This window comes from Achromobacter insuavis (assembly GCF_902859645.1).
Taxonomy (GTDB): domain Bacteria; phylum Pseudomonadota; class Gammaproteobacteria; order Burkholderiales; family Burkholderiaceae_B; genus Achromobacter; species Achromobacter insuavis.
Map to the genome: position 1 here is coordinate 123,907 of NZ_CADIJR010000001.1, position 24,383 is coordinate 148,289.

Genomic DNA, 24,383 nt, shown 5'->3' on the forward strand with positions numbered 1-24,383 from the left:
TCTCGCTTCAGGTCGGGATGGGAAATCTGTCATGCGGGGCGCGCCAGCCGGCCCGCCCGCGCGGCGATGCGCTATACCTGGATGTTGTGGGCCAGCAGTTTCTTGCGCAGGGTGTTGCGCGTGATGCCCAGCATTTCGGATGCCCGCGACTGGTTGCCGCCAGACCGTTCCAACGCCACTTCGAGGACCGGGCGCTCCACGCAGCGCATCACCATGTCCCACATGTCGTGGGGCTCGGATTCGCCCAAGTCTTCGAAATAGCGCTCCAGGCTGGCGCGCACGCATTCTTCCAGGACATCTTTCTTGCTCATCGGAGTACAGATATTTTTATGTTGGTGTTGAGGCGGTTATGCCGCCAGCAGGGCTTTCGCGACAGGCGCCGGGTTGGGGTTGCCGTCACGGGAAAGATTGAGGAACCATTCCGACACCGCCCGCCACTGGTCGCGGGTGTTGTCGATGAGGTTCATGCGGTCGCGGAACGAGTCCGCATCCGGCAGGCCGTCCAGATACCACCCTATGTGCTTGCGCGCCGTGCGTACGCCGGTGTGTTCGCCATAGAAGCGGTAGTGGTCGTCGAGATGTTCGAGCAGCAGTTCGCGCATTTCCCCATAGCTGGGAGGGGCCAGTGTTTCGCCCGTGCGCAGGTATTGGTCGACTTCGCGGAAGATCCAGGGACGGCCCTGTGCCGCCCGGCCGATCATGACCGCGTCGGCGCCAGTGTAATCCAGGACGCGCCTGGCCTTTTCAGGCGAGTCGATATCGCCATTGGCGATCAGCGGGATTTTCAGCTCGGCGCGGACGGCGCGGATAGTGTCATATTCCGCCTCGCCCGTATAGAGGTCGGCGCGGGTGCGTCCATGCAGTGTCAGGGCGGCGATGCCGGCGTCCTGGGCCAGCCTGGCCACGCGCAGGGCGTTGCGGCTGTCGCGGTCCCAGCCGGTGCGGGTCTTGAGGGTGACCGGCACCCCCAGCGGCGCGCAGGCCTCGACCACGGCGTCCAGGATGCGGACGATCAGGTCCTCGTGGCGCAGCAGGGCGGACCCCGACGCCACATTGCAGACCTTCTTCACGGGGCAGCCCATGTTGATGTCGATGATGCGCGCGCCCTTGTTGGCGTTGAACACGGCGGCCTCGGCCATCATGGCCGGGTCGGCGCCGGCGATCTGCACCGAAATGGGGGCGATCTCGCCGTCGTGGTTCAGGCGGCGCGAGGTCTTGACGCTGTCCCACAGCTTGGGGTTGCTGGCGGCCATCTCCGAGACGGCGTAACCGGCCCCCAATTTCTTGCAAAGCTGTCGGAAAGGACGATCCGTCACGCCCGCCATGGGCGCGACCAGGACATTGTTGGGAAGGGTCCACGGGCCTATGCGCATGGTCACATTTTAACCGGCTCGATCGAACCCTCTTTTTTCGGCCGCAACAGCTTGGTAACAGGCGGACGAAAAAAGGGGAGGATCAGGCCCGGAAACCCTGCAGCAGGTGGCGGGCCAGCGGGGCCCGCAGGGGCGCCGCCAGGTCCAGGCCCAGCAGGGCCAGGCCGCAGGCATGCTCGACCGGCGCCAGGCCGGTGGCGAAGATGCGCGGCATCAGGTCGGTGAGGCCGGCGGTGACGATCCGGTCGACCTGGCGCGCGCGGCCGAAGTCGGCCAGCGCCGCGGCCGGGTTGGTATCCGGGGCGGGCAGCCACGCGCCCAGGGTCTGGGCCAGCCGGCCGGCATCGCGCAGCCCCAGGTTCAGGCCCTGGCCAGCCACCGGATGCAGCGTCTGCGCCGCGTTGCCGATCGCCGCCACGCGGCCCTGCACCAGGGCGCGCCGGGCGCTCAGCGCCAGCGGGAAGACGTGGCGCGGCGCCTGGCACGACAGGCGTCCCAGGCGGTCGCCGAAGGCCGCCGACAGCGCCCGCGAGAAGGCGCCGTTGTCCAGCGCCGCCAATTCGGCCGCGCGATCCGGCGCGCTGCACCAGACCACCGAATAGGCGTCCGGCGTCTGCGGGTGCGGCAGCAGCGCCAGCGGCCCCTCGGGGGTGAAGCGTTCCCAGGCCCAGCCGCGGCGCGGCAGGGTGGCGTGGGCGGTGGTCAGCAGGGCGTGCTGGCCGTAGTCGCGGCGCACGTCGCTGGCGCCGGCGCCGTCCGACTGCACGGCGACCCGGCAGGTCACGGCGGCGTCGCCCAGGCGGATGCGCACGCCGTCGGCGTCCTGGCCGTCGATCGTGGCCGGCGGCCCCGACAGCAGGGTCACGCCGCTGGCGGCCACGCATTCCTCCAGCTTGGCGTGCAGCGCCGAATAGGCGACCACGCAGCCCAGCTGCGGCACGTCGAAATCGGTGTTGCGGATCACGCTGCGGCCCAGCCGGCCGCGCTGCGAAACGTGGATGTTGAGGATGTCCGCCGCCTTGGCGGGCCAGGCGTGCAGCGATTCGAGCAGCACCCGGCTGCCGTGGTTCATGGCCAGCACGCGCGGATCGGCCGCGGGGATGGCGGCGGCGGGCGTCACGGGCGCCGGGCTGGCGCCTTGCAGCAGGGCGATGCGGGCCGGATCCGGCGCCACGCGCGCCAGCATCAACGCCAGGACACGCCCCACGGGGCCGGCGCCGAGAATCGCAATGTCGAAGGCGGAGATAGTCATGCCGCGATTTTACCTGTCCACTACAATCCGGGTCTGCCGGCGCGGCTTGGCGCCCGGGACCCTTTACCGGTTGATTGATATGACGCAGCTCGAGGCTTCTTCTTCGCTGTCCGCCGCAATCCCGCGCCGCCCCCGCGGCAAGGTCGCCGTCGGCCTGCTGGCCTGTCTGTTCGGCTGGCTCGGCGCGCACTGGTGGTACCTGGGCCGGCGCCATGCCTGGCTGGTGACGGCGCTGGCGCTGCTCAGCCTGTTCTGCGCGTTCCGCTACTACCCGGTCTGGTACGACAACCCGGCCTTCTTCCTGCTGTTCATCCCGATGATCGACGGCTTCATCGAGAGCGCGGTGTTCTCACTGATGCCGGACGAGAAGTTCGACCGCCTCTACAACCCCGGGCTGCCGCCGTCCCCGAAGACAGGATGGGGGCCGGTGCTGGTGGCCATCATGGCCTGCCTGGTGGGCGCCACCGTGTCGATGTTCGCGATCGCGATGGTGGTGGTCTACGTGTGGGTGGCGATGGGCTGGCTGGACGGCCTGACGCTGTAGGCCGGGGCCGCCATCACGGGCGCGGCCGGCGCCATGCCGGCCCGCGCGCGCCGCCCGCTCATTCGCGCATCAGCGCCTCGATCTCGCCGGCCTGCACCGGCACGCCGCGGGTGATCAGCTCGCAGCCCTCGTCCGTCACCAGAGCGTCGTCCTCGGTGCGGATGCCGATGTTCCAGTAGGCCTCGGGCACGTCGTCGGCCGGACGCACATAGATGCCCGGCTCGATCGTCAGCATCATGCCGCTCTCCAGCTTGCGCCACGGACGTTCCGCGCCGGGCGTGCCGCCCGGCTGGCGATAGTCGCCCACGTCGTGCACGTCCAGGCCCAGCCAGTGGCCGGTGCGGTGCATGTAGAAGCGGCTGTAGTCGCCCGACTCGATCACGCCATCCAGCGACCCCTTCAGCAGTTTCAGGTCCAGCATGCCCTGCGCCAGCACCCGCACCGCGGCCTCGTGGCCGTCGTTCCAGCCGCGTCCGGGCGCGGTCGCCTGGGCCGCGGCCTCCTGCGCCGCCACCGTCAGGTCGTACAGCGCGCGCTGCGGACCGCTGTAGCGGCCGTTGACCGGGAAAGTGCGGGTGATGTCGCTGGCGTAGCTGTCGACTTCGCAGCCCGCGTCGATCAGCACCAGGTCGCCGTCGCGCAGCACCGCCTCGCCGGCCGGGTAGTGCAGCACGCAGGCATTGGCGCCGGCCGCGACGATGCTGTTGTAGGCCACCGCCTGCGCGCCATGGCGACGGAATTCATACAGCAGTTCCGCTTCCAGTTCGTATTCGCGCATGCCGGCGCGCGCCGCCCGCATGGCGCGCGCATGGGCGCCGGCGGAGATCTTGGCCGCGCGCCGCATCGCGGCGATCTCGCTGGCGTCCTTGATCAAGCGCATCTCGGCCAGGATCGGCCGGATGTCCTGTTGCCGCATGGGCGGCTGATGGCCGCCGCGGCTGGCCTCGCGCGCCGCCGCCAGCCAGCGGTGCAGGCGGCCGTCGGTGCGCTTGTCGCCGGCCAGCGGCGCGTACAGGGTCGGCTGGTCCAGCAGCAGCTGGGGCGCCAGTTCATCGAGCGCGTCCAGCGCATGCGCGTCGTCGAAGCCGAAATGCTCGGCCGCGGCTTCCGGGCCGAAGCGGCGGCCCTCCCAGATCTCGTGCTCGATATGGCGCGGGCGGCAGAACAGCAGCGCGCGGTCGGTGGCGCCTGCGATCAGCACCAGCCAGGCGCCGGGCTCGGTGAAGCCGGTCAGGTAGAAGAAGTCGCTGTCGTGCCGGTAGGGATATTCGGCGTCGCGGTTGCGGATGGCCTCGGGCGCGGTGGCCAGGATGGCGATGCCGCCCCCGTCGGCGCGCATCCGCTCCATCAGGCGCTGGCGCCGGGCGGCGAAGGGGGCGATATCGACGGGAGGCAGGCTCATGAGGGGCAGGGGGCGCGCGGCCCGGCGGGAAGCTGAGATGCCGTTTACTTTACTCGCCGTGCCGCGGATGCGACAGTCCGCGCCCATTTCCCCGCCGCGGGCGCGGATTCATTGGACTGTCATGGACGCGCTGCTACAATCGCCGCACTGTCATTGGGGAGTAGCCATCCTTTGTCCCCAAAGGAGTTAGCGTCAACAGACTTGGTGGTTCGGTACCGCGTAGCGGTCGCCAGAACTCCATGGCGCTAACGGTCTCCATGTCGCGGCCCGCCCGCGCATGGATCAGCCAGGCGAGACCTTTGGCCGCGTTGCGTTCACCCTAGCCGGGCGAGCCGCAGCGTCGCGCCAATTGGTTTCTGCTCGTCCGGCTCGTCTATATGTTGCTCACCCTGTTTCTGTTTTTCCTGTCCGCGGCAGTGATCTATCTCGCCTGCGAATTCTTCGTCAATGGCGTCGAATGGGTCGGACATCGCTTCCAGCTTGGCGCCACCGCGACCGGCACCGTGCTGGCCGCGTTCGGCACCGCCTTGCCGGAGAGCGCCGTGACCTTCATGGCCGTGGTGTTCGGCGAAACCCCCGAGCAGAAGGACATCGGCGTCGGCGCCGCCATGGGCGGCCCGCTGGTGCTGGCGACGCTGGCCTACGCCGTGGTCGGCCTGGCCCTGTGGCGCGCGCGCCGCGGCCAACCCGCGCAGGCCAACTGTATCAACGCGGACCAGCGCCGGCTGGCCCGCGACCAGGCCTGGTTCATGGGCATCTTCATTTTCAAGGTGGGGCTGGGCCTGCTGGCCTTCGCCTGGAAGCCCTGGCTCGGCATCCTGTTCCTGGCCACCTATGGCCTGTATATCAAGCGCGAACTGAGCAACGACGAGGAATGCATCGATTGCGAAGACCTCGAACCGCTCAAGCTGCGGCCGCGCGATGACAATCCGTCGATGTTCTGGGCCGCGACCCAGACGCTGCTGGCCCTGGCCGTGATCGCCGGCGCCTCGCACGTCTTCGTCAACCAGATCGAAGTGCTGGGCATCGCCATGGGCGCTTCGCCGCACGTGGCCGCGCTGCTGCTGGCGCCCGTCGCCACCGAACTGCCCGAGATCATGAACGCCCTGATCTGGGTGCGCCAGGGCAAGGAGCGCCTGGCGCTGGCCAACATTTCCGGCGCCATGATGATCCAGGCCACCATCCCCAGCGCGCTCGGCATCTTCCTGACGCCCTGGCTGCTCGACGGTCCGCTGCTGGCCGCCGGCCTGTTCACCATGCTGTCGATCGGCCTGCTGTGGCTGCGCTTCCGCCGCGCCGGCATGAGCGTGCCGGCGCTGTCCGCGGTGGGCGGTTTCTATGCCTTGTTCGCGGCCTACCTGGGCTGGCATTTCTACGCCTGACGGACGCGGCTTGGGTTGGAAGGCGCGGGGTGGAACGGCCCCGCGCCTTTTTTGCACAAAAGCGGCCTTTTCTGCCCATAAACCTTGTCCATCAGTGGAAACCCGCGTAAAATTCCGCCCGTTATCCATCCCAGGAGCAGTCTTCGTGAATACCGATTCCGGCGAAAGTAGTCGATCTTGCATCGACGTCGCTGTTTGACAGGACCACGCAGAACTCCGTCTGCCGCAGCCTGTTGAACAGGTTGCGGTTGTATCCCAAGCCCCGGGCTTCTTTCCGGGCAGCAGTGCAGGCCCACGGCTTGCCGGGATTCTCCCCAACGTAAACCGCCAGAACCGCCGCTAGTCGCAGCGCCCGCGTTCGTGCACGCCTTTTTCGTGCCCGCCCGCCATGCGCCGAGTGCCTGCGTGCGCGCGTATGCGCGAAAGCCGCTCCCCATTACGCAATGGAGGCCGCTATGCGTTTCTTCGACTTGTTCCTGCGCCGCGCCGGCGTGGACCGCGCCACCGCCATGGGCCGCCGCCGCGGCACCTCGCGCCTGACGGTCATCTGCCCGCGCGACGAACTGGGCGCCCTGCGCAAGCAGATCTGCCTGGACTTCAGCGCGGCCGGACTCGACGTGTCGCAAGTGCAGATCGACCAGGGCCGCGACCCCAACATGGCGTCGGCCTGCATCACCGTGAACTGCCCGCCCGAGCTGCGCGGCGAACTGATGTCGCAAGCCCGCCGGCTGAGCGCCAACCCCGCTGTGCGCCACGTGCATTTCGGCGCGCAACCGCTGGCGGCCTGACGCCGCCGCCCGCCACCCCAGGAGAGACCATGCCCAGTGCCTTAGACCCCGAGCCTCGATTGCGCCTTGTGCGCGGCGCCGGCCTGCCTGTCTGACCCGTCCTCTCCCTTGCGAGCCGACTGGCCGGATAGTCACCCGGTCCGTACGGAATCCGCAGCCCTGAACCCCCGGCCAGGCCCGCTCGACGCGCGCCGGTTCCGCCGGCCCCGGTTCTTCCGCTAGTTTCCCGTTCCGCCTTCCGCACCCGGCGCGCCTCGACGCGATCCGGACACCGGCAACATCGCCCCGGTGCCTGCGCACGCCTGTACGTGGCGGAAACGGCCTGCCCTGAGCAGGCCGCGGCCCCGTGCTGCCCGCGCAAAGGCATGGCGGCGGCCAGCCCGTGTCTTCCAGAACAACACCAATAACGGGAACACTCCGATGTTCAAATTCCTGAAGACCTTCTTTTCCTCCGCGGCCGGGCTGCGGCGATCGGGGCGCCACTTCCGGCGTTCCCCCATGCTGGAGCAGGGCGGCGGGCAGCTTGCCGCTTCCGCCGACTCCTCCGATGCCGCGCGCCGCGCCAACCGCCGCATGCTCGATGTGGCGCGCATGGATTTCGACGCGCTGTTCTCGATGTTCCGCAGCGGCCGCGGCGGCCTGTCCGAAGCCCAGGCCGATGAGGCCCGCGCCCGCTACGGCGCCAACGAGGTCGATCACGAAAAGCCGCTGACCTGGTACGCCCACCTCTGGCAGTCGTTCCGCAATCCCTTCAACCTGCTGCTGACCGGCCTGGCCTCGCTGTCGTGGGTGACGGACGTGTACATGGCCGAGCCCGACGACCAGTCCTGGAAGGGCGTCATCATCATCGGCTCGATGGTGGTGATTTCGACGCTGCTGCGCTTCGTGCAGGAGCGGCGTTCCAATCGCGCCGCCGAGGCCCTGAAGGCCATGGTGCAGAACACCGCCACGGTGCTGCGCAGCGACGCCGCCGGCATGGCCGAGGGCGACGCGCGGCGCTTCTTCGGCGCCACGCTGCACGCCTCGGGCTCGCGTCAGATCGAGGTGCCGCTGGCCGAACTGGTGCCGGGCGACGTGGTGCTGCTGTCCGCGGGCGACATGATCCCCGCCGACTGCCGCATCCTGGGCGCCAAGGACCTGTTCGTGGCCCAGGCGGCCCTGACCGGCGAATCGCTGCCGGTCGAGAAATACGCCATGCAGCGCGTCGAGACCGCCAACGCGCTGGAACTCGAGAACATGGCCTTCATGGGCACCAACGTGGTCAGCGGCTCCGGCACCGCCCTGGTGGTGGCGACCGGCTCCGGCACCTACTTCGGCCAGCTGGCCGGGCGCGTGACCCAGACCTCGCGCATGCCGACGCAGTTCCAGCAGGGCATCAACCGGGTCAGCTGGGTGCTGATCCGCTTCATGCTGGTGATGGCGCCCATCGTGCTGCTGATCAACGGCTTCACCAAGGGCGACTGGCTCGAGGCGCTGCTGTTCGCGCTGGCGATCGCCGTCGGCCTGACGCCGGAAATGCTGCCGATGATCGTCACGGCCACGCTGGCCAAGGGCGCGGTGCGGATGTCGCGCCGCAAGGTGGTGGTCAAGCGGCTGGACGCGATCCAGAACCTGGGCGCCATGAACGTGCTGTGCACCGACAAGACCGGCACGCTGACCCAGGACCGCATCGTGCTCGAGCGTCATACCGACGTGTACGGCGCCACCAGCGACGACGTGCTGGCCTATGCCTACCTCAACAGTTACTACCAGACAGGCCTGAAGAATCTGCTCGACGTGGCCGTGCTGCGCCATGCCGAAGTGGAGCGCAAGCTGGACCTGGCCGCGCGCTACCGCAAGATCGACGAGATCCCGTTCGACTTCTCGCGCCGCCGCATGTCGGTGGTGGTCAGCGAAACCGAGAACGGCCGCGAGCATCATGAACTGATCTGCAAGGGCGCGCTGGAGGAAATGCTCTCCGTGTGCACCCGCCTGCGGGTCGGCAAGGACGTGCATCCGCTGACGGACGCGCGCCGCGCCGACATCCGCCGCGTGACCGCTGACCTGAATCGTGACGGGCTGCGCGTGATCGCCGTGGGCGTGCGCGAACTGCCGCCCACCCAGCAGGCCTATGGCGTGGCCGACGAGGCCGAGCTGGTGCTGGTCGGTTACATCGCCTTCCTCGATCCTCCCAAGGAGTCCACCGGCCCGGCGCTGGCCGCGCTGCGCGGTTCCGGCATCGAGGTCAAGGTGCTGACCGGCGACGTCGAACTGGTGACGCAGAAGGTCTGCCGCGAAGTCGGCTTCGAGGTGCGCAAGGTCTACCTGGGCGCCGACATCGAGGCCATGGACGACGGCGGGCTGGCCGTGGCGGTGCGCGAGGCCAATGTGTTCGCGCGCCTGACGCCGGCGCACAAGGAGCGCATCGTCCGCATGCTGCGGGCCCAGGGCAACACCGTGGGCTTCATGGGGGACGGCATCAACGACGCGCCGGCCCTGCGCGCCGCCGACGTCGGCATTTCGGTGGACTCGGCGGTGGATATCTCGAAGGAAGCCGCCGACATCATCCTGCTGGAAAAGAGCCTGATGGTGCTGGAGGACGGCGTGATCGAAGGCCGCAAGACCTTCTGCAACATGCTCAAGTACCTGAAGATGACCGCCAGCTCCAATTTCGGTAACGTCTTCTCGGTGCTGGTGGCCAGCGCGTTCCTGCCGTTCCTGCCGATGCTGCCGATCCACCTGCTGCTGCAGAACTTGATGTACGACATCTCGCAGACCGCCATTCCCTTCGACAATGTCGACGAGGAACTGCTGAAAAAACCGCAGCAATGGGACCCCGCAGGACTAGGTCGATTCATGGTGTTCTTCGGCCCGATCAGCTCCATCTTCGACATCACCACCTACGCGCTCATGTGGTACGTATTCCAGGCCAATGCGCCCGAGCACCAGACGTTGTTCCAATCCGGCTGGTTCGTCGAAGGGCTGTTGTCGCAGACGCTCATCGTGCATATGATCCGCACACGCAAGATCCCGTTCCTGCAAAGCCGCGCCGCGTGGCCGTTGATGCTGATGACGGTCATGGTGGTCGGACTGGGGTTGTTCCTGCCGTTCTCGCCGCTGGCCGAGTACTTCCAGCTGCAGGCGCTGCCGTGGAGCTATTTCCCCTGGCTGGTCGGCATCCTGCTGAGCTACTGCGTGCTGACCCAATTGCTCAAGGGCATCTGGGTGCGTCGCTATGGCTGGCAATAGTCACTATTGATACACCTGGCGGCGGGCAGGCGCCCGCCGCGGATTCAATACCTCCGGTGGTGGCGGCGCCACCCCGGATTCTGGAGAGAAGCATGAAAATCTCGACTGTTGCCACGACGCTCATGGCGGGCGCCGCCTGGCTTCCGCTGGCGGCCAATGCGGCCGGTGATGGCCCGGGCATCCAACTCTACGGCGTGGTCGATGCGGGCATCGCCACCACCCATACCTCCGGGCAGGGCACCCACAATGGCGTCCTCAACGGCGGCTTGACCGACTCCCTGTGGGGCCTGCGTGGTTCCGAGGACCTGGGCGACGGCTGGAGCACCCGCTTCCAGCTCGAAAGCGGCTTCGACCCGTCCACCGGCAAGCGCGCCGACGACGACCGCATGTTCAACTACGGCGCCTGGGTCGGACTGGCCCATGACAGCTACGGCGACCTGCGCCTGGGGCGCCAGTACACCGTCGGCAAGACCTACGGCAACGCGCTGGAGCTGGCCTCCTGGAAGGAAATGGGCATGGGCGCCACCTTCAAGGCCTCGGACAACTACCAGTTCAGCAACCTGGTCAACTACTACACGCCCACCTGGCAGGGTTTCCAGGCGGGCATCGGCTATTCGTTCGACGCCGACGACAGCAACCGCTTCAAGACCGCGGCCAACAACCGCGCCCTCAGCCTGGGCCTGAAATACGAGGAAGGCCCCTTGCTGGCGGTCGCCACCTGGGACCAGCTGCGCCTGGCCGAGCCGATCCAGGGCAGCAGCGGCCGGCCGCAGGCGGTGCAACTGGGCGCTTCCTATGACTTCGAGCTGTTCAAGGTGTCGGCGGGATGGTCGCGCCAGCGCAACGGCTACGTTGGCCTGGACGGCGGCGATCCGGACAACCTGGGCCGGAACCTGGGGCCGGCGGCCTTCGCGCGCGGCGGCACCGTCGACGCCTGGCTGCTGGGCGCCAGCGTGCCGGTCGGCCACGGCGCCGTGGTGGTGCAGTGGTCGCTGGCGCGTCCCGACTGGAAATGGGAGGACGGTTCGAGCGCGCGCAATGCGCAATTGGTGACATTGGGGTATACGTATGACCTGTCGCCGCGCACCACGCTCTATGCGTTCGCCGGCTACACGTCCAATTACACCCTGGACAACCAGTTCGACCCTGGCCATTCCCACACGTCGCGCTTCGGTACGGGTATTTCGCACCGGTTCTGAGCCGTACAGGGGGCGGCCGGGTCTACTACAATCGACCCGGCTGCGTGTTCCGGCCCGTCCAGGCCCGGGCCCGCCACGCCCCCGTCGGCATTTTCCGGATGACCCGCATGGACAGTCTCGAATGGCTCATACCCTGGGAGTTCTCTCCCACGCTGGTGGCCTCCTTCCTGGTGGCCATCGTGCTGTTCGTGCGCGGCCAGCGCGTGCATCACGTGACGGGCGCGCGCCGCGCGCTGTTCTGGCTGGGCATGGTGCTGCTGTACCTGTCCATGCACACGCGCCTGGACTACTACGCCGAGCGCATGTTCTTCATCCACCGCATCCAGCACCTGGTGCTGCATCACCTTGGCCCGCTGCTGGTGATGGCGGCCTTTCCCGGGCAGGTCATGCGCGGCGGGTTGCCGATGTCGTGGCGCATCCGGTTGCGTGATTTCCTGCGCACCGGCGCCGGCCGCGCCACCGTGGCGGTGCTGACCAACAAGATCTTCGTGCCGACCCTGTTCGTGTTCCTGGTGCTGGTCTGGCTGATTCCGTCGGTGCAGTTCTATTCCATGCTCGACTGGCGGCTGTACCGCGTGATGAACTGGTCGGTGGTGATCAGCGGCTTCATGTACTGGAACCTGATCCTGGACCGCCGGCCCGCGCCGCCGGCCGCGATGACGCCGGGCGGCCGGGTGATCTCGCCGATCCTGACCATGCTGCCGCAGATGGTGGCGGGGGCGGTCATCGCTTTCACCGAAAGCGACATCTATCCCCTGTTCGAACTGTGCGGCCGCGCCATCGCCATGTCCGCGCAGACCGACCAGACCATCGGCGGCCTGACCATGTGGATCCCGGCCGCGCTGGTCGAGGTGATCGGCCTGATGGTGGCCCTGGGCACGTTGATGCGGCTGTCCGCCAAGGGGCGCCTGCGCAAGGCCGACCGCGATGCCATGGCGCGGGCCCGCGGCCGCCGCGCGGCCTCCGCCTAGACGCCCGCCCAAAAGTCCGCGAGCGCCACAGGGGCGCTTGCTTCCGATGCTGCGGGAGGGGGGCGCCAGCCGCCTTATTGCGGCAGCAGGCCGTGGTACTTCCGGCCCAGCGCCACCGTCGCCTCGAACATCCCGGCCTTGTTGCCGCAGTCGTAGCGCGTGCCTTCGTAGCGGTGGGCGTACACCGCGCGCTCGCGCATCAGCGAGGCGATGCCGTCGGTCAGCTGGATTTCGTTGCCCGCGCCGCGCTTGGTCGAGCGCAGGTGGTCGAAGATCGCCGCTTCGAGCACGTAGCGTCCGACCACCGCCAGCGTCGAGGGCGCGTCCGCCGGATCGGGTTTTTCCACGATATGGGTCACGCGCTCGGTGCGGCCGTCGGCGTGGCTGTCGTCCGCCTGGGCGGCGACGATGCCGTACTTGCGCGTGTCTTCGCGCGGCACGTCCTGCACGCCCAGCACGCTGGCGCTGCGGGCCACGGCCACGTCCACCAGCTGCTTGATGGACGGCGTGTCGGCGTCGATCAGGTCGTCGGCCAGCAGCACGGCGAAGGGTTCATCGCCCACGGCCGGGGCGGCCGACAGCACGGCATGGCCCAGGCCCAGCGGGGCCGACTGGCGGATATAGAGGCAATTGACGTGGGCAGGTAGAATGCCCCGCACCATTGCCAGAAGCTCATGCTTGCCCTTGCTTTCGAGATCGGATTCGAGCTCGGGAGCGGAATCGAAATGGTCTTCGATGGCGCGCTTGTTGCGGCCGGTAACGAAAATCAGGTCGGTGATGCCGGCGGCGACGGCTTCTTCAACGGCGTACTGGATCAGCGGTTTGTCGACGACGGGCAGCATTTCCTTGGGCATCGCCTTGGTGGCGGGCAGGAAGCGCGTACCCATGCCCGCGACAGGAAAAACGGCTTTACGGACGGGGCGCATTGAAACCTCATAAGGGGCAATCGGTGAAACATTTTAAGCGCATCGCTATCATAGGTTCATGAATCGCAGAAAAATGCCATCCATTTGCTCGATTGCGCAGCGGGGCGTGATCGTCGGACTCTGTGTCGCGCTGGTCGCGCCGGCCCTGCCGGTCACGGCCTGGGCCCAACCCGTGGGGCTGCCGTCGATGGGCGCCGCTTCCTCGGCGGAGCTCTCGCCCATGCTGGAGCGCAGCCTGGGCGAGGCGATCATGTCGCAGGGCCGCCGCGACCCCACCTATGTCGATGATCCCGAACTCAGCCAGTACCTCACCACCATGGGGCGCAAGCTGGCGGCCTTCGCGCCCGGCGCGGTGCCCGAGGTCGAGATGTTCGGCGTGCGCGATCCCGAGATCAACGCCTTTGCCATGCCGGGCGGTTTCATCGGCGTCAATACCGGGCTGATCGTCTCCTCCGGCAGCGAGTCGGAACTGGCGGCGGTGCTGGCGCACGAAATCGGCCACGTGGTCCAGCGCCACATCGCGCGCGGCATGACGCAGCAGAGCCAGAACAGCATGGTCATGCTGGCGAGCCTGGCGGGCGCGCTGCTGGCGGCGCTGGCCGGCGGCGGCGGCAACCTGGCGATGGGCGTGGCCGCGTTCGGCCAGGCCGCCGCCATCAACCGCCAACTGGGCTTCTCGCGCGATGCCGAACGCGAGGCCGACCGGGCCGGCTTCACCATGCTGACCAAGGCCGGCTACGACGCCCAGGGCATGGCGCAGATGTTCTCGCGCCTGATGAACGCCTCGCGCCTGAACGAAGGGGCGGGCGGCGGCTCCTGGGCCAGCACCCACCCGCTGTCGATCGAACGCATGTCCGACGTGCAGAACCGCGTGCGCTCGCTGCCGCCGTCGCGCCACGTCGACAGCGACGACTTCTGGTACGTGCGCGCCAAGATGCGCGTGGTGCAGGGCCGTGACGCGGTCAGCCTGCGTTCGGCCACGCAGCAGCTGCAGGACGAGGCCCAGGCCCTGTCCGGCGTGCGCCGCTCCGCCGCCTATTACGGGTTGGCGTTGCAGGCGTTCCAGCGCAACAACCTGGACGAGGCCGAACGGCAATTGGGCCAGGCCGCCGCCGACGGGCGCGATTCGGCGCAGATGGCCAAGCTGGCCGTCGACATCGCCCTGGCGCGCAAGGACAACCGGCGCGCGCTGGACCTGGCGCAGGCCGCCACCAAGCGCTGGCCGGAGCAGCGGGCGCTGGGCATCGCCTACGCCGCTGCCTTGCAGAGCAACGGCCGCCACGCCGAGGCGCAGGACTACCTGCGGGGCAGGATCAAGCAATGGGGCAGCGACGAGCCCAGCCTCTACCAGATGCTGGCGCACAGCGAAGAACGCACCGGCAAGCCGGTGCAGGCGCGCCGCGACCTGGCGCGCTATTACGTCCTGACCGGCGCCTTCGCGGCGGCGGAATCGCAGTTGCAGCAGGCGCGCGGCATGTCGAGCGATTTCTACGAGCAATCGCAGATCGACGTGCAGATCAAGGAAGTCAAGGACAAGCTGGCCGAGGAACGCCAGCTGCTGGAACGCTTCAAGTCGGGCTGACGCCGCGGGCGGGCCGCGGGCGCCGCCCGGCGCCTACAGCCCGGTCTCGAAGAAGCGGCCCAGCCGTTGCGGCAGCCAGCCCAGGTGGGCCGGAAAGGCGCCGGTCGGAAAGCCCGCATGGCCGCCATCGGTGGGCTGGTGCAGCAGGATGGTGGGCGAGCACTCGTCCGGCTTGGGCAGCGCGCTGGCCGGGATGAACGGATCGTTCAGCGCGTTCAGCACCAGCGTCGGCACCGAGATGCGCGGCAGCCACGGCTTGCTGGACGCCCGCGTCCAGTAGTCGAGCGCATTGCGGAATCCATGCATCGGCGCGGTGTAGGCGTCGTCGAAGTCGCGCAGATCGCGCGCGTGGGCGATGCGCATCACGTCGATGGCGCCGGGGTAGCGGTGGGCCTTCTCCAGCACCTTGTGCTTGAGGGTCTTGAGGAAGTGGCCCGTGTACACCTTGCGGTTGAAGAACCCGGTGGACAGCGTCTTGCCGCAGGCCACCAGGTCCAGCGGCACCGAGACGCCCGCGCAGGCCGTCAGCCAGCCGGTGTCTTCCTGGTGCTCGCCCAGGTATTTCAGCAGTGCATTGCCACCCAGCGACACGCCCACGGCGTGCCAGCGCGCGTGTGGAATGCGGTTGCGCACCGTGTTGAGCAGGAATCCGACCTCGGCCGAATCGCCCGAGTAATAGGCCCGCGCCAGGCGGTTGGGCACGCCGGAGCAGCCGCGGAAGTGCGCGATGACCACGATCCAGCCGCGCGCCCGGAAATGATGCGCGATGGATTGCGCGTAGCGGCTGGTGCTGCCGCCCTCCAGGCCGTGGAACAGCAGCAGCGCCGGCGTGTCGGCGGTCTGCGGCAGCGACTTCCAGTCGGCGTCGGTCATCCAGCGCGCGGCGGCGGTCTTGCCGTTGGCCACGGGCTGCTGGCCGCTCACGGGCGCGCCGTCGGCCGCCTTGTGCGGGAACAGCCCCGGCCCGGTCCAGTCGAAATCGACGAAATCGGTATCGGGCGTCTCGACCCGGTCGCGCACGAAGGCGATGCGGTGGTACTGCGCGAACAGCGCGGCGTACACCGTCTGGGCATCGCCTCCGGGCAGCCAGGAGGGAACAGGGCAGGGCGTTGTGTCGAAACGTGCAGCAGCCAAAGTCGACCCGGATCAGTGCAGCATGTCGGGCACGTCGTGCAAGTCGAGCACCCCGGCTTCGGTGGGCGCCGACGAAGCGTGGTGCATGACCATGCGCCAGCCCGTGGGACCCTTGTGATAGATGTTGGTGGCGTAGCAGTTGGCGAACTGCGTGCCTTCCCGCGTGCGCACCGCGACCTGCTCGACCAGCACGTGCACCGCGCACATCATGCTCAGCATGACCAGCGGGCGCAATGGCCGGATGTGCAGCGGCCCGTTCGCCAGCACGTGCTGCCAGGACTCGTGCACGGCCGAGTGGCCGACGATGCGCAGGCCTCCCGGGTGGATGCAGACGACTTCCTCGTCGTCCGCCCACACTTGCATCAGGCGGACGGTGTCCCCCTGCTCAAGGGCTTCGTAGAACGCGTGTTCTGCTTCTTCGGGCGTGGCGAACATGATGGCGGGACGGATGGCTGTTGGGCGGCGGGTCTCAGTGGTGACCGTGCAGCACGGTGCCGGGCTTGAGCTTGTACTCGGCGCCGCAGTAGGCGCAGCGCGCCGAGCCGTTGCGGGCGACGTCCAGGAAGACGCGCGGGTGCATGCTCCACAGCGGGGCCTTGGGACCCGGACAGAACACGGGCAGGTCTTCGGCGCCGACTTCGATGACTTCGTGGGGGGCGGCGGCCGGGGCAGCGGCGGTCATGGAATTTCCTGAATAAAAAATACCGGTAAATCGGTAGGTTGGGGCAGTAATGCCGCCCTGCCGGGCAGGGCGGCGTGGATCAGACTTTGCTCAGCCAGTGATGGTACTTCGGGTTGCGGCCATTCACCATGTCAAAAAACGCTTTCTGCAGCTTCTCGGTGATGGGGCCGCGGCGGCCCGAGCCGATCTGGCGGTTGTCGACCTCGCGGATCGGCGTGACTTCGGCGGCGGTGCCGGTGAAGAAGGCCTCGTCGGCGATGTAGACGTCGTCGCGGGTCAGCCGCTTGGTCACCACGCGCAGGCCGAAATCGGCCGCCAGGGCGTGGATGGTCGAGCGGGTGATGCCGGTCAGGGCGGAGGCGATCTCGGGTTCGCACAGCACGCCGTCCTTGACCAGGAACAGGTTCTCGCCGGAGCCTTCGGCCACGAACCCCTCGGTGTCCAGCAGCAGGGCCTCGTCGTAGCCGTCCTGCAGGGCCTCGGTGTTGGCCAGGATCGAGTTGGCGTAGGTGGTGGCGACCTTGGCGCGCGGCATGGTCACGTTGACGTGCTGGCGGGCGAACGACGACACCTTGACCCGGATGCCCTGCGACAAGGCTTCTTCGCCCAAATAGGCGCCCCAGGGCCAGGCGGCGATCGCCACGTGCACCTTGGCGCCCTTGGGCGACACGCCCATCTTTTCGGGGCCGTAGAACACCAGCGGGCGCAGGTAGCCGGATTCGAGCTGGTTCTCGCGCACCACCATCCGCTGGGCTTCGTTGATCGTGTCGCGATCGAACGGCATGGGGATCTGGTAGATGTGCGCCGAATTGAACAGGCGGTTGGTGTGGTCTTCGAGGCGGAAGATGGCGGTGCCGATCTCGGAGCGATAGGCGCGCACGCCCTCGAATACCGACAGGCCATAGTGCAGGGAGTGCGTCAGCACGTGCGTGGTCGCGTCGCGCCAGGGCACGAGCTTGCCGTCATACCAGATGAAGCCATCGCGGTCAGCCATCGACATGGTTTGCTCCCTCACTAAACCTGAGGGCCGTATTGTATCAAGCGACGAGGTTACAATAGCGCTCCATTCGTGCACCGGCGCGGTGCCTGCTGGCGTCCGCGGGCCCGGCGGGCTAGCAGCTTGTCGTGCGGTTCCTTCCCCACAGAGTGTCCATGTCGTTCTGTCTGAATCCCCAGGGGCTCGCCGTTGTCCTCTGAGTCAGCGTTTCCCGAAACCGAAGACCCCCGGGAGGTCCGCCAGGAGCGCGTCGCCGCCTTCCGCGCCGGCGTGCATGCCATCGTGCCGGCCCTGATCGCCACCGCGACCTGGGGGCTGGTGACCGGCGTGGCCATGGTCAAGTCGGGCCTGACCGAATCCATGGCGCTGGCCATGACCCTGCTGCTGTACGCCGGATCGGCCCAGCTCACGTCCCTGCCGCTGATCGCCACCGGCGCGCCGCTGTGGTTGATCTTCGCCGCCGGCTGCGTGGTCAACCTGCGCTTCCTGATCTTCGGCGCGGCGTTGCAACCCTATTTCCGCCACCTGTCCTGGCCCAAGCGCCTGGGCCTGGGCTACTTCACCACCGACATGGGCTTCGTGCTGTTCATGCCGCGTTTCGGCGACGCGGCCGAGCGCGGCACCCGCGAGCAGCTCTGGTACTTCATCGGCACCATCGCCCCGGGCTGGTTCGTCTGGCAGGCGTCGTCGATCGTGGGGATCTACCTGGGCACCATGGTGCCGGCCGCCTGGTCGCTGGATTTCGCGGCGGTGCTGGCGCTGTTGGCGATCACGGTGCCGCTGGCCAATTCCAAGCCCATGCTGGTCTCGATGCTGGCCGCCGGCGTGGTCGCCTGGACCGGCCAGGTGCTGCCGCTGCGGCTGGGCCTGGCGGCGGCGGTCATCGCCGGCGTGGTGGCCGGCATGTGGGCCGAACGCTTCTTCAAGGCGCGCGCATGACCCTCTGGCCCTCCGAGATCTACGTCTATTCCGCCATCCTGCTGCTGGCGCTGTGCAGCGTGCTGACGCGCGCCGGCTTCATGCTATTTGGCGACTACATTCCGCTGCCCGACGGCGTGCGGCGCGCCCTGCGCTACGCGCCGGCCGCCGCGCTCACCGCCATCGTGGTGCCCGACCTGCTGCCCTGGAAGGCGGGGCTGGGCCCCATCTTCGACTACAAGCTGGTGGCCGGCATCGTCGCCATCCTGGTCTTCCTGCGCACCCGCAGCGCGGTGCTGGTCATCGTGGTCGGCATGCTGATGCTGTGGGGCCTGCGCTGGCTGGCGGGTTGAGGCCGGTCAGCCCAGCGCGGCGGCGGCTTCCATTTCGGACTTCAGCCCACTGAGGAAATAGCGCTTCAGGATCAGCCTGGGCAGCAGCCGCAAGGCTGTGTTGCGCAAGCCGAAGGCGAATGCCGATTCCGGGACATAGACGGGCGCCAGCTTGCGGCTGCGCTGCTGCAGGCTGTCGATCACCGGCCGCAACCGCCGCTCGTGGGCCGCCAACGCCTGTTCTAGCGGCAGCCTGCCCAGTTCCTGGGCCAGCACGTAGGCGCCAGCCAATGCCATCCCCGCGCCCTGCCCAGAAATAAGGGACAGGCTATGTGCGGCGTCGCCCGCCAGCAGGATGCGGCCCCGATGCCAACAGGGCAGTTCGACCAGCGCCAGGTCGTCCATGACGATGGGGGTGTCCTGCGCCAGCATGGCCAGCTGCCGGCCGACTTCCGCGTGCGTGTCGCGGGACAGTTCGCGCAGCAGGCCAAGCCGTTGCGGCGCCTCGACCCAGCCGTGCTCATGGCTGCGCCACACATGCAGGGCCGCCTTGCGGCCGCCGCCGAGCCCGTGGTATTCCACCTGGTGGCCGGGTGCCGCGTAGGACACGAAGTCCCGCGCCATGCCGGTGTCGTCCTCGGTGTCGTAGGCGGCGTAGCGATAGCCCAGCGCGGACAGCGGGGGATCGTCGGCGCCGAACACCTGGGCGCGCAATGCCGAGCGCACGCCGTCCGCCCCGATCAGGAGGTCGGCCCGCAACTGGCTGCCGTCCGACAGCGTGATGTCCACGCCATCCGGGTCCTGGGCGCAGTGGGCGACCGTGGTCGCCAGCCGGATCTCGGCGTGGTCGCGCACCGCGCCATGCAGGACCTGCACCAGGTCCGTGCGGCGCAAGGTGATCCAGTCCAGTTCCTTCAGCAGTTCGCGATAGCGGATCCGCATGACTTCGCGGCCCCGGCGGTCTCGGTAGATGTTTTCGCCGATCTCGCGTTCCACGGCGCGCAGCGCCGGTACCAGGTCCATGCGGCGCGCGGTCAGCAGGCCCGGGCCGGACAGGCCCATCATGTAGCCGCCATCGCGCAGGTGCGCGGCGCGTTCCGCGATGACGGCGCGCCAGCCGTGCCGCGTCAGCCACCAGGCGCAGGCCAGCCCGGCAACGCCGGCGCCGGCGATGACCACGGTGCGTTCAGACATGTTCATTCTCCGGGGGAAAGGGCGGCGCCAGGTGCCGCATCAGGATAGGAAGGGCGAGCAACCCGGCAGCGCCGAAGGCCGCCGCGGCGCCGAAGCAGACGTCATAGCCCCAGTGCTGCGCCAGCCAGCCGGCGGCCACGCCGCCGATCGTGGCGATCATGGCGTCGGCGCACTGGAACAGGGTGAAGTCGACGCCGGCCTGCGCTGGCGAGGCCCGGCCCATGAGGAAGGCGTACAAGGCCACGAAGCCGGTGGCCGCCGTCGCCGCTTTCAGCAACGCCAGCGCCACCAGCCAATGCGGGCCGGCGTGCGGCAGCCAGGATGACGCCAACACGGCGGCCAGGAAGAGGACCAGCGCCATGGTCTGCAGGGCCAAGGCCACGACCACCGCCCGCGCCGCCGCGAGGCGCTGCAGGATCAAGGCGCCGAGCAGGGTGCCGGCCAGGCCCGCCACGACCGCGCCGGCGCCATTGATCCAGCCCACCGACGCCAGCGGCACACCGCGATCTAGCAGCAGCAGGGGCGTCATGCCATAGGCCAGCCGGGAGCCGGCCTGGAACACGATCGTGATGACCAGGCCCAGGCGCACGTCGGGGCGGCCCAGCGCATGCGCCAGGCTGGGGCGGTGCGCGGACGGTTGGGCCGCGCGCGCCGGCTCGCGCACCAGGGCGAATGGCAGCGTCAACAGCAGGACCAGTCCTCCCATGGTGGCCGCCGCCACGCGCCAGCCGTAGCTGCCTGCCAGGATGACGAACAATCCGGCGCCCAGGAACATGCCCAGATAGCTGGAGCCGACCTGGGTGGCGTTGCCCCAGCCGCGTCGGTTCTCCGCCAGCTGTTCGACGGCGAACGCGTCGCCGGCGATGTCCACCGTGGCCGCGGTCAACGAGATCAGGCCCAGGATGGCCAACAGCATGGGCATGGAAGGCTGGCCCAGGCCCGCCAGCAGGAACAGCAGCGCGGCCAGCAACCATTGCCCGGGCAGCACGATGCGGCGGGTGCGCCGCTCGGCATGGCCCGCCGGCAGCCGGTAGCGTTCGATCCAGGGCGCCCACAGGAACTTGAGCGCCCAGGGCAGGAACGCCAGGTAGGCCAGGCCGATCTGGTCCAGCGGCGCGCCGCTGTCGCGCAGCAAGGCGGGCACGCCCTGGAAGGCGATGCCGCTCACCAGGCTTTGGGCCATGCAGATGCCGCCGATGGCGGCGATCACCTGCGCCGTGGGCAGGCGCGCGGGCACATCTGGGCGCATGAAGCCGATCCTAGTATTCGAAGGCGACGTTCAGGCCGACCGTCCGGCCCGGATCGACCTGGGCGAAGTTGCCCATCGGTCCGCCAGTGAAGGCGAAGGTGCGGTAGCGCTTGTCGGTGAGGTTGTTGGCATACAGCGTGGCCTCGACCTGCGGCCGGATGCGCCAGGCCAGGCTGAGGTCTACCAGCGTGTAGGCGTCCTGGCGCAGCGTGTTGGCGATGTCGAAGAACTGCGCGCCGATGCGCCGCACGGCCAAGGTCGGCGACAGCCGCCCGATGCCGGTGTCGAAGTGGCCGCGGGCGCTGGCGGTCAAGCCATAGCCCGGCGAGAACGGCACTCGGTTGCCGTCGCAGCCCTGGCAGGCGGAGGCGTCGCCGAAGCTGCGGAACGTGGTGTGGTTGACGAAGCCGTCCAGGCCCAACGTCCACTGCGCGGAGACGTCCCAGCCCAGGTCGAACTCGACGCCCGTGGCGCGGGTGTTGCCGACGTTCTGCAGGTGTTGCTGCCCCAGCCCGCCGACATAGAGCTGCGCGTCGCGGATGTCGGTGCGGTAGACGGCGGCGCCCAGGCGCAGCGTGTCGCCGTCATAGCGCGTGCCGACCTCGTAGCTCATGCCTTTTTCCTTGCCGTAGGGGCGGGCGTCGCTGGGATTGGACGGCGCCAGGTTGTAGCCGCCCGGCTTGTAGCCCTGCGCGGCGTTGGCATACACGCGCCACTCGGGCGACAGCCGGTAGCCGGCCGACAGTTTGCCCAGCACGCTGTTGCCCGCGCTGGAGCCCGAACCGCCGAACGGCGCCTGGCCGAAGGTGGCGAAATCCAGCGTCTGGCCGTCATAGCGCGTGGCCGCCTTGTCGCGGGAATAGCGCAGGCCGGCCGACAGATCGAGCGCGTCGGTGGCATGCCAGGTGGCGTCGGCATAGGCGGCGAGCGATTCGCTGGTGTTGCGCGAGTCGACCTGGAGCGTGTCCAGCGGCATCGGGCCCTGCATCTGGTTGAACACCGCCCGCGATTGGGTGACGCGCTGGCGATACAGACCCAGCACGCCGTCGACGGCGCGCTGGCCGGTGGTGGACAGGCGCAGTTCCTGCACTTGCTGGCGCCAGCGCTCGGGCTGGCTGGTGTAGCTGGGGCCGATGGGGTAGTGGCGGTCATAGTGCAGGGCCTGCCAGGCCGCCACCGCGTTCAGGCGCCAGCCGTCGAAATCGTAGCGGCCGGTCAGCGCCTGGCTGTTGCCGCAGCGCTTCTGGTAGAAATCCGCCAGCGACGCCGGCATGCCCGGCGCGGTGTACGCGTGGCTGGCTTGGAGATCGTCGAACGGGACGTAGGCGTCCTGGCTGGCGCGGGTGCATTCGCCGCTGATGGCCAGGCCCAGTTCCCAGGGGCTGCCGGCGGGCGCCAGGCGCAGGCGCGCGGCGCCCGCATTGGCCGAGGCGCCGCCGACGCGGCTGGCGCCGGTGGCGGGGTTGTCCAGCCGGCCGGGCGCGTCGTTCGTCACGGCGGTGACCGAGCCGTACAGCAGGTTGTCGACCAGCGGCCCGCCGCCGCTGGCCTTGAACAGGTAGCCGTCGCGGCTGGCGACGCCGGCGCTGGCGCGGAAGTAGGGATCGTCGCCCGGCTGCCGCGACACGATGTTGAGGACGCCGCCCATGGCGCTCTTGCCGTAGAGCGTGCCCTGCGGGCCTTTCAGCAGCTCGACGCGGTCGACGTCGGTCAGCAGCTGCGAGGTGAAGGTCGGCAATTGCGGCACGCCGTCAACGTAGACCGTCAGGGCGGGGTTGTAGAAGTCCTGCGCGGACGTGATGCCGCGCACCGAGATGATGGGATACAGGAGCGAGCCGCTGCTGGACATCTGCACGCCGGGCAGCACGCGTGACAACTGCATGGTGTTGTCGACCTGGGCGGCCTGCAGGGCCTCGGCCGGCACGACGATCGCGGCGCCGTTGAGATCGCGCAGCGACTGTTCCTGCTTGCTGGCGGTGACCGTGATGGGGGCCAGCTCGCTGACGGACTGTGCCGCGGCGGGCGCCGCGAAGGCGCACAGGGCGGCCGCCAGGGCGGTGTGTCGGAAAGGGAACGCTGTCGTCATGTTGTCGGCCCGGGCTTTCGGTAGAATCATTAATGAGAATTATTGTTGTTTGATGGGCGCCGCGCTGACGTTTTCAGTGCTGCCGTTGTTCAAATCGGGGCCTAAATTTGGATTCCGCCATTGCCGCCATGACGCGTACCTCCGCCGGATCGTCCGTCCGTTCCGGCCACCCGCTGTTGCCCGCGGTATCGATACCGAGCGAATGGATCGCCCTGTCGCGCCAGGAAGCGTTCGACGAGGACCTGACCCTGACCGCCTGGAACGGCGCCCCCGCCGTCGGGCTCGACGTCGATGCCGAGGGTCCGCCGATGTTCTGCATCGCCGTTTTCCTGGACGGCCATGCCCGCATGTCGATCGAGGGCGGGGCACCCTTGGCGGTCGGACCCGGCATGGCCGTGGTGCAGACCGGCGAACGCGGCGCGCGGGGCCGTTTCCAGATGGCGGGCGGGCAGAATGTCCGCCTGGTGGACATCCGTTATTCACCCGCCGGGCTGTTGCGCGCCGGCGGCAGGCCGTTGGCCGCGTTGCGCGGCGCCTTCGTGCTGGATCACAGCGTGCCGGCCATGGGGTCGCTCATGGCCGGCTTTCCCGCGCCGCCCGGCCTGCTGCGGCTGGCCGGCGACGTGCTGGATTGCCTCCATGAGGACAACACCGCGCGCCGCCTGTACATGCGCGCCAAGGCGCTCGAAGCCCTGGCCATCGTGCTGGAAACCATGAGCGACGCGGCTGGCGAGCCCCCGGTGGCGCCGCGCGAACGGCGCCAGCTGGGGCAGGCGCGGCGCCTGATAGAGGTCCGCTACGGCGAGGAATGGACGGTATCGCGGCTGGCGCGCGAGGTCGGCCTGAGCGAAAAGAAGCTCAAGGCGGGCTTTCGCCAGGTGGCCGGCCGTTCGGTCCATGCCTATCTGAAGTCCGTCCGGCTGGAGGCCGCGGCGTCCATGCTGGAGGCCGGTTACAGCGTCACGGACGCCGCGCTGGCCGCCGGATTCGCCAACCTGAGCCATTTCAGCAAGAGCTTCCGCCAGGCCAAAGGAGTCGCCCCCAGGCACTGGCTTGACCGCCCCGGCGTCCGGCTGCGCTAAAATTAAGTTATCCACAGCAATCCGGGCCTGGTACTGCCCTCATAAGTATCGAAACCAGAATG

At 68.6% G+C, this 24,383-nt stretch carries 22 protein-coding genes and 1 riboswitch; of the genes, 10 read left to right on the plus strand and 12 right to left on the minus strand.

Features of this window, described 5'->3' with window-relative positions:
- Positions 1–71: 71 nt before the first annotated feature.
- The 3 genes from H0523_RS00530 to H0523_RS00540 all read right to left on the minus strand — a co-directional run bounded on the left by H0523_RS00530 (position 72) and on the right by H0523_RS00540 (position 2,625).
- Positions 72–311 carry a helix-turn-helix domain-containing protein gene (locus tag H0523_RS00530; protein ID WP_006217670.1) on the minus strand — a complete coding sequence of 80 codons (240 nt, stop codon included), beginning with the start codon at positions 309–311 and terminating at the stop codon, positions 72–74.
- Between the two features lie 36 nt (positions 312–347).
- Entirely contained in the window at positions 348–1,373 is a 1,026-nt protein-coding gene (gene dusB / locus H0523_RS00535) for a tRNA dihydrouridine synthase DusB (RefSeq protein WP_054432894.1), read from the minus strand.
- Positions 1,374–1,455: 82 nt separating this feature from the next.
- The gene (locus tag H0523_RS00540) at positions 1,456–2,625 is read right to left on the minus strand and encodes a UbiH/UbiF/VisC/COQ6 family ubiquinone biosynthesis hydroxylase (protein ID WP_054432895.1); all 1,170 of its coding nucleotides are present in this window, start codon (positions 2,623–2,625) and stop codon (positions 1,456–1,458) included.
- Between the two features lie 79 nt (positions 2,626–2,704).
- Here H0523_RS00540 and H0523_RS00545 point away from each other — a divergent pair, with 79 nt between their 5' ends.
- A complete protein-coding gene (locus H0523_RS00545) occupies positions 2,705–3,169 on the plus strand; it encodes a TM2 domain-containing protein (protein WP_054432896.1) in 465 nt (154 codons plus the stop codon).
- Between the two features lie 58 nt (positions 3,170–3,227).
- On the opposite strand, the gene H0523_RS00550 is transcribed toward H0523_RS00545, so the two are convergent.
- Positions 3,228–4,571 (minus strand): aminopeptidase P N-terminal domain-containing protein, encoded by a 1,344-nt coding sequence (locus tag H0523_RS00550; RefSeq protein WP_054432897.1) that lies wholly within the window; start codon positions 4,569–4,571, stop codon positions 3,228–3,230.
- Between the two features lie 143 nt (positions 4,572–4,714).
- Positions 4,715–4,870: riboswitch (yybP-ykoY riboswitch) on the plus strand.
- A gap of 78 nt (positions 4,871–4,948) precedes the next feature.
- Between H0523_RS00550 and H0523_RS00555 the strand changes: the two genes are divergently transcribed.
- The 5 genes from H0523_RS00555 (at position 4,949) to H0523_RS00575 (ending at position 12,139) form a co-directional block, all read left to right on the plus strand.
- Positions 4,949–5,953: a sodium:calcium antiporter gene (locus H0523_RS00555; protein WP_054432898.1), complete on the plus strand. Its 1,005-nt coding sequence runs from the start codon at positions 4,949–4,951 to the stop codon at positions 5,951–5,953.
- A 455-nt stretch (positions 5,954–6,408) separates the two neighbouring features.
- The gene (locus H0523_RS00560; protein WP_054432900.1) at positions 6,409–6,741 is read left to right on the plus strand and encodes a hypothetical protein; all 333 of its coding nucleotides are present in this window, start codon (positions 6,409–6,411) and stop codon (positions 6,739–6,741) included.
- Positions 6,742–7,161: 420 nt separating this feature from the next.
- Positions 7,162–9,969, plus strand: coding sequence for a magnesium-translocating P-type ATPase (mgtA, locus tag H0523_RS00565; RefSeq protein WP_054432901.1), 2,808 nt, complete (start codon positions 7,162–7,164; stop codon positions 9,967–9,969).
- 92 nt (positions 9,970–10,061) lie between these two features.
- Positions 10,062–11,168 (plus strand): porin, encoded by a 1,107-nt coding sequence (locus tag H0523_RS00570; protein WP_054432905.1) that lies wholly within the window; start codon positions 10,062–10,064, stop codon positions 11,166–11,168.
- Positions 11,169–11,266: 98 nt separating this feature from the next.
- Complete coding sequence (locus tag H0523_RS00575; RefSeq protein ID WP_156350364.1) at positions 11,267–12,139, plus strand: cytochrome c oxidase assembly protein; 873 nt, start codon at positions 11,267–11,269, stop codon at positions 12,137–12,139.
- A 74-nt stretch (positions 12,140–12,213) separates the two neighbouring features.
- On the opposite strand, the gene galU is transcribed toward H0523_RS00575, so the two are convergent.
- Entirely contained in the window at positions 12,214–13,065 is an 852-nt protein-coding gene (galU, locus tag H0523_RS00580) for a UTP--glucose-1-phosphate uridylyltransferase GalU (RefSeq protein ID WP_006393172.1), read from the minus strand.
- Positions 13,066–13,123: 58 nt separating this feature from the next.
- Here galU and H0523_RS00585 point away from each other — a divergent pair, with 58 nt between their 5' ends.
- Positions 13,124–14,647, plus strand: a complete 1,524-nt coding sequence (locus H0523_RS00585) for a M48 family metalloprotease (protein WP_054432906.1) — start codon at positions 13,124–13,126, stop codon at positions 14,645–14,647.
- A 33-nt stretch (positions 14,648–14,680) separates the two neighbouring features.
- Here the strand turns inward: H0523_RS00585 and H0523_RS00590 are convergent, their stop codons facing one another.
- From H0523_RS00590 to H0523_RS00605, 4 genes are all read right to left on the minus strand, one after another.
- A complete protein-coding gene (locus H0523_RS00590) occupies positions 14,681–15,781 on the minus strand; it encodes a YheT family hydrolase (RefSeq protein ID WP_054432908.1) in 1,101 nt (366 codons plus the stop codon).
- 12 nt (positions 15,782–15,793) lie between these two features.
- Positions 15,794–16,216: a YybH family protein gene (locus H0523_RS00595; protein ID WP_006393176.1), complete on the minus strand. Its 423-nt coding sequence runs from the start codon at positions 16,214–16,216 to the stop codon at positions 15,794–15,796.
- Positions 16,217–16,250: 34 nt separating this feature from the next.
- Complete coding sequence (locus H0523_RS00600; RefSeq protein ID WP_054432911.1) at positions 16,251–16,463, minus strand: zinc-finger domain-containing protein; 213 nt, start codon at positions 16,461–16,463, stop codon at positions 16,251–16,253.
- A gap of 79 nt (positions 16,464–16,542) precedes the next feature.
- Complete coding sequence (locus H0523_RS00605; RefSeq protein ID WP_054432913.1) at positions 16,543–17,463, minus strand: branched-chain amino acid transaminase; 921 nt, start codon at positions 17,461–17,463, stop codon at positions 16,543–16,545.
- Positions 17,464–17,649: 186 nt separating this feature from the next.
- On the opposite strand from H0523_RS00605, the gene H0523_RS00610 reads away from it, so the two are divergent.
- The gene (locus H0523_RS00610) at positions 17,650–18,399 is read left to right on the plus strand and encodes an AzlC family ABC transporter permease (protein ID WP_054432915.1); all 750 of its coding nucleotides are present in this window, start codon (positions 17,650–17,652) and stop codon (positions 18,397–18,399) included.
- Positions 18,396–18,731: an AzlD domain-containing protein gene (locus H0523_RS00615; RefSeq protein WP_054432916.1), complete on the plus strand. Its 336-nt coding sequence runs from the start codon at positions 18,396–18,398 to the stop codon at positions 18,729–18,731. Before H0523_RS00610 ends, H0523_RS00615 begins: the two co-directional genes overlap by 4 nt.
- Before the next feature lie 6 nt (positions 18,732–18,737).
- Here the strand turns inward: H0523_RS00615 and H0523_RS00620 are convergent, their stop codons facing one another.
- Genes H0523_RS00620 through H0523_RS00630 form a run of 3 tightly spaced genes read right to left on the minus strand, consistent with a single transcriptional unit; the run spans position 18,738 to position 23,239 of the window.
- Positions 18,738–19,904 (minus strand): FAD-dependent monooxygenase, encoded by a 1,167-nt coding sequence (locus H0523_RS00620; RefSeq protein WP_054432918.1) that lies wholly within the window; start codon positions 19,902–19,904, stop codon positions 18,738–18,740.
- Positions 19,897–21,153, minus strand: a complete 1,257-nt coding sequence (locus H0523_RS00625) for an MFS transporter (protein ID WP_054432920.1) — start codon at positions 21,151–21,153, stop codon at positions 19,897–19,899. The genes H0523_RS00620 and H0523_RS00625 overlap by 8 nt, the downstream gene beginning before the upstream one ends.
- Before the next feature lie 10 nt (positions 21,154–21,163).
- On the minus strand, positions 21,164–23,239 hold the full coding sequence (locus tag H0523_RS00630; protein ID WP_054432922.1) for a TonB-dependent receptor: 2,076 nt from the start codon (positions 23,237–23,239) through the stop codon (positions 21,164–21,166).
- A 128-nt stretch (positions 23,240–23,367) separates the two neighbouring features.
- On the opposite strand from H0523_RS00630, the gene H0523_RS00635 reads away from it, so the two are divergent.
- Positions 23,368–24,321: a helix-turn-helix transcriptional regulator gene (locus H0523_RS00635; RefSeq protein WP_054432923.1), complete on the plus strand. Its 954-nt coding sequence runs from the start codon at positions 23,368–23,370 to the stop codon at positions 24,319–24,321.
- Positions 24,322–24,383 lie beyond the last annotated feature (62 nt).